The sequence below is a fragment of the Mesorhizobium sp. genome (genome assembly GCF_004962925.1).
Taxonomy (GTDB): domain Bacteria; phylum Pseudomonadota; class Alphaproteobacteria; order Rhizobiales; family Rhizobiaceae; genus Mesorhizobium.
The window spans coordinates 17,455-21,099 of record NZ_SUEO01000099.1; the positions used below are offsets into that span (position 1 = coordinate 17,455).

Below are 3,645 nucleotides of genomic sequence, written 5' to 3' on the forward strand. Positions count from 1 at the left end.
CGCCGGCTCGCGAACGTCGGCACCCTGTCTTTGGCGCGAGCTCGTCAGGAATCGGTAGCCGGGCGCGGATGGTTGCTTTAAAAGCATCTGCTCCCACCGACTGTGAGGCTGACCATGGCACTGAGAGCCGACGACCTGATCGACCGCCGCCGCTTGCGCCGCAAGCTGACATTCTGGCGCGTCGCAGCGCTTGTTGTCGCAGCAGCCGGGTTGATTGCCCTTTCGACCTGGATTTACGGTGACGATTTCACCGGCACGGCGGTCGACCATATCGCCAAGGTCAAGATCGAGGGCACCATCACCGAAGACGAAGACCTGATCAAACGGCTGGATGACATCCGTCAATCATCGAGGGTGAAAGCTGTGATCCTGTCGATAGATTCACCGGGCGGCACCACCGTCGGGGGCGAATCGATCTACGAGGAAGTGCGCAAGCTGGCCGCCGAGAAGCCGGTCGTGGCCGAGGTCGGCACGCTGGCCGCATCGGCGGGCTATATGATCGCCACCGGAGCCGATCATATCGTCGCGCGCAAATCGTCGATCGTCGGCTCGATCGGCGTGCTGATCCAGTATCCAGACGTCAGCGGCCTTATGGACAAGCTCGGCATCAAGCTCGAGGAAGTGAAATCGTCGCCGTTGAAAGCCTCGCCATCGCCCTTCAAGCCGACCAATGACGACGAGCGCACAATGGTCCGCAAGCTCATCCTGGACAGCTACGACTGGTTCGTCGGCATCGTCGCCGAACGCCGCAACATGACCAAGCCGGAGGCGCTGGCGCTGGCCGACGGCTCGATCTTCACCGGCCGGCAGGCTCTTGCCAATAAATTGATCGACGCGGTCGGCGGCGAGACCGAAGCGATCGACTGGCTCGCAACCAAGGGCGTCGATGCCAAGCTCAAGGTGGTGGAGTGGAAGGATACGGAAAGCGGCGGCTTTCTGTTCTCGAAGTCAATGGCGCGAACCATCGGCAGTGCGCTCGGCCTGCCCGACTATGGCGGGGACATCATTCACGAACTTGGCGCCGACCGCTTGTTTCTTGACGGTCTCGTTTCCGTCTGGCACCCTTGAGACGAGTGAAAAAGCAAATAAAATCATCCTCATAATTTTGACCACAGTGTTTTCACGGGGGAGCCTTCTCATGATCAAGTCCGAACTTGTGCAGATCATCGCCACACGCAACCCGCACCTTTTTCTGCGCGACGTCGAAAACATTGTCGGCGCGATTTTCGACGAGATCACCGACGCGCTTGCCGAAGGCAACCGGGTCGAGCTGCGCGGTTTCGGCGCTTTCTCGGTGAAAAACCGCCCCGCCCGAACCGGCCGCAATCCGCGCACCGGCGAATCCGTCGAGGTCGAGGAGAAATGGGTGCCGTTCTTCAAGACCGGCAAGGAATTGCGTGAAAGGCTGAACAGCGGCAAATAAGCGCCGCGGGCTCACGTGCCATGCCGGCCTTTCCAGTGGGGCCCGGCCCTCGGTAGAGCCCGCCTTCGACAGGAAATTCCATGTTCAATCGCTTCATGCTCATCGTGGTCTTCGTGCCGCTGGCCGTCATCCTGATTGCTCTGGCGGTCGCCAACCGCGATCCGGTTGCCTTCACCCTGGACCCGTTCAATCCCGGCAATCCGGCGCTGACGATGACACTGCCGCTTTTCATCTTCCTGTTCCTGGCTCTCGCCATCGGCATGGTCGTCGGCAGCCTGGCGACCTGGGTCAAGCAGGGCCGCTATCGCAAGCTGGCGCGCCAGCGCGGTGTCGAAGCCGAGAACCTGCGCCAGGCGGTCAGCCGCGCACCGGCTGCACCACAGGGCCCGGCCTTGCCGAAGCCGACGAGCTGAGCCAATATGGCGCCGCGCGTCTTTTTTGGACACGCAAAGGGCGCTGTACCATTTTGATTTGCGCATGATCTTTTCCGAAAAATCGGTTCTGATTTTCGAGATCATGCCGAGGCGTATTTCTCTCTACGGAGTTTCCCCATGCTGACCATTTCGGCGGCCGAGGTCGATCATGCACTGACCTTTCCCGGACTGGTCGAGACGCTGCGCGCGGCCTTTCGCGATGGCGCAGTACAACCGGTCAGGCATCATCATACGGTCGAACGGCCCGACGGCGCGGCCTCGACCCTGCTCCTGATGCCGGCCTGGACCGACTTCAATGCGGCCGGCACTTCGGCCGGCGGCCATATCGGCGTCAAGATCGTCACGGTATCGCCCGACAACAACGCCTTAGGCAAACCCGCGGTGATGGGGCTTTACCTCCTGCTCGACGGCGCGACTGGCGAGCCCGAGGCCATGATCGACGGCCAGCGGCTGACGCAGTGGCGGACCGCTTGCGCCTCGGCGCTGGCCGCCTCCTATCTGGCCCGCGAGGATGCTTCACGGCTGTTGGTAGTGGGCGCCGGCGCGCTGTCGCCCTTCCTGGCCAAGGCGCATTCGGCGGTACGGCCGATCAAAACCATCCGCATCTGGAACCGCACGCCGGCCAACGCCGAAAAGGTCGCGGCGGCATTGCGCGCCGAGGGTTTTGCGGCCACCGCCGCGAGCGATCTCGACGCCGAACTCGGCCAGGCCGATATCGTATCGTCGGCGACCATCACCACCACGCCGCTGGTCAGGGGCACATTTTTGCAGCCGGGAACCCATGTCGATCTGGTCGGCGGCTTCACGCCTGATATGCGCGAAAGCGACGACGATGCGATTGCGCGTGCCCGCGTCTATGTCGACACCCGCGCAGGTGCCACCAAGGAGGCGGGCGACATCGTCCAACCGCTGGCCTCGGGCGTGCTGCAGGCGCAAGCCATCGTCGCCGATCTACATGAACTGGCGCGCGGTCAGAAGAAGGGCCGGCAAAGCCCCGGTGAGATCACACTGTTCAAATCGGTCGGCGCGGCCCTCGAGGACCTCGCCGCCGGCATTGCCGTCTACCGGGCACTCAAGAGTAGGGGAGTAGGGCAGTAAGGGAGTAGGGAGCCGTACCAATCGTGCGGCTTCGTGCCAATCATACTTTCCTGCCTCACTGCCCTACTCCCCTACCCTTGTTGCAGCCAATAGACGCGCAGCCGATGCTTGTCGGGATCGAGCGCGACGAAGGTACGGCCGAAATCCATGTCGGTCGGCGTCTGCAGGATTTCGAGCCCACGTTCGGCCCAGTTGGCGTAGGTGGCGTCGACAGCGTTCGGCGTGTCCAGCGCGAACACGATCTCCGCGCCGCCGCCCGCTGCCGCAGCGGCCGGTTCGACCGTATGGCGTGACCAGAGGCCGAGCTTGAACCCCTTGTCGAGCACGAACAGCACGAAGGTCGGCGAGGCTTCAACCGGCTCCTGTCCGAGTATCGCGCTATAGAAGGCGCCACTCTGCTCAGGCTTGTCGACATAAAGGATGATGAAGTTAGGGGTCGTCATGATCTTGCTCCAACGTTTCGATTTGGGGAGCATAGGGCGCATCACTGTCAGATTCTGGCAGCAGCGAGAGCAGACGGGATCTTGCTCTATCGCCGCGGCTTGTCGAGCGTCGCCCGCCATTCCTTCAGCAGCATTTGGCGGCGCTTCGGATAGCGCGTGTCGGTGGCGCTGAGACCGGAGATGCGATCGGCACGAAAATGCCTGAAATCCTGCCGCATCTCGCACCACGCAACCACCACGCGCACCT

The 3,645-nt window shown here is 62.4% G+C and carries 6 protein-coding genes; 4 read left to right on the forward strand and 2 right to left on the reverse strand.

Annotated elements, in window-relative coordinates; translation table 11 throughout:
• Positions 1–114 precede the first annotated feature (114 nt).
• The 4 genes from sppA to E5W87_RS19615 all read left to right on the forward strand — a co-directional run bounded on the left by sppA (position 115) and on the right by E5W87_RS19615 (position 2,955).
• On the forward strand, positions 115–1,068 hold the full coding sequence (gene sppA, locus E5W87_RS19600) for a signal peptide peptidase SppA (RefSeq protein WP_292401002.1): 954 nt from the start codon (positions 115–117) through the stop codon (positions 1,066–1,068).
• A gap of 70 nt (positions 1,069–1,138) precedes the next feature.
• The gene (locus tag E5W87_RS19605; protein WP_023797441.1) at positions 1,139–1,423 is read left to right on the forward strand and encodes an integration host factor subunit beta; all 285 of its coding nucleotides are present in this window, start codon (positions 1,139–1,141) and stop codon (positions 1,421–1,423) included.
• An 80-nt stretch (positions 1,424–1,503) separates the two neighbouring features.
• Positions 1,504–1,836 carry a lipopolysaccharide assembly protein LapA domain-containing protein gene (locus E5W87_RS19610; protein ID WP_126104883.1) on the forward strand — a complete coding sequence of 111 codons (333 nt, stop codon included), beginning with the start codon at positions 1,504–1,506 and terminating at the stop codon, positions 1,834–1,836.
• Between the two features lie 138 nt (positions 1,837–1,974).
• Positions 1,975–2,955: an ornithine cyclodeaminase family protein gene (locus E5W87_RS19615; protein WP_292401006.1), complete on the forward strand. Its 981-nt coding sequence runs from the start codon at positions 1,975–1,977 to the stop codon at positions 2,953–2,955.
• Positions 2,956–3,026: 71 nt separating this feature from the next.
• Here the strand turns inward: E5W87_RS19615 and E5W87_RS19620 are convergent, their stop codons facing one another.
• Both E5W87_RS19620 and E5W87_RS19625 read right to left on the reverse strand, forming a co-directional pair.
• Positions 3,027–3,398: a VOC family protein gene (locus E5W87_RS19620; RefSeq protein ID WP_292401009.1), complete on the reverse strand. Its 372-nt coding sequence runs from the start codon at positions 3,396–3,398 to the stop codon at positions 3,027–3,029.
• 86 nt (positions 3,399–3,484) lie between these two features.
• On the reverse strand, positions 3,485–3,645 hold a 161-nt coding region (locus E5W87_RS19625), incomplete at its 5' end, for a WYL domain-containing protein (protein WP_292401012.1).

Excerpts from the sequence above, each read along its gene's own strand:
- E5W87_RS19605 (WP_023797441.1), top strand. The coding sequence starts at position 1,139 with ATGATCAAGTCCGAACTTGTGCAGATCATCGCCACACGCAACCCGCAC.
- E5W87_RS19610 (WP_126104883.1), top strand. The coding sequence starts at position 1,504 with ATGTTCAATCGCTTCATGCTCATCGTGGTCTTCGTGCCGCTGGCCGTC.
- E5W87_RS19615 (WP_292401006.1), top strand. The coding sequence starts at position 1,975 with ATGCTGACCATTTCGGCGGCCGAGGTCGATCATGCACTGACCTTTCCC.
- sppA (WP_292401002.1), top strand. The coding sequence starts at position 115 with ATGGCACTGAGAGCCGACGACCTGATCGACCGCCGCCGCTTGCGCCGC.
- E5W87_RS19620 (WP_292401009.1), bottom strand. The coding sequence starts at position 3,398 with ATGACGACCCCTAACTTCATCATCCTTTATGTCGACAAGCCTGAGCAG.